This is a genomic window from bacterium, from assembly GCA_040756715.1.
In the GTDB taxonomy this organism is placed as follows: domain Bacteria; phylum UBA9089; class UBA9088; order UBA9088; family UBA9088; genus JBFLYE01.
In genome coordinates, this window is record JBFLYE010000095.1 from 545 (window position 1) to 1,046 (window position 502).

Below are 502 nucleotides of genomic sequence, written 5' to 3' on the forward strand. Positions count from 1 at the left end.
GATTATTTCGTTTTCCTTCTTTATTTCATAAAGATGGGTGTGTCCAAACAAAACAACATCAACCCCTCTATTGTTAATTATATCCTCTGGAATAAGGTCTCCACTTTGGTCATTTCTATGTGAGGTTTTTGTATGCGAGATTAAGAAATAAAACCCACATATTTTTTCAATTCTCCTATTTTTTATATCTCTGTCTTTATATTCAGGATCAAATACCCCAGGAACCTTAATGTTTGCTACAGGGTATTCATCAAGTATCTTTGTGTCAGAATAATCATCGCCAAGATGGATAAAGAGGGAGACATCTTCTTTTAAAAGAAGCTCTAATGCTTTTCTTAAATACAAAAGGTTGTTGTGGGAATCAGAAACGACACCTATTTTCATTAAATAAAATAAATATAACCTTAAAAGATATATTTTGTCAATTGGCTGCTTTCATTAGAATAATCTTTACCTCTTTTCCTTAAGCCTTATCTCCTCAAGGTTATGTAAGACGCCACCA

The 502-nt window shown here is 32.5% G+C and carries 1 protein-coding gene; it reads right to left on the bottom strand.

The genetic code is table 11. The features are described 5' to 3' along the window. On the bottom strand, window positions 1-384 hold a 384-nt coding region (locus AB1397_03590), incomplete at its 3' end, for a metallophosphoesterase family protein (protein ID MEW6482071.1). Window positions 385-502: the final 118 nt, after the last annotated feature.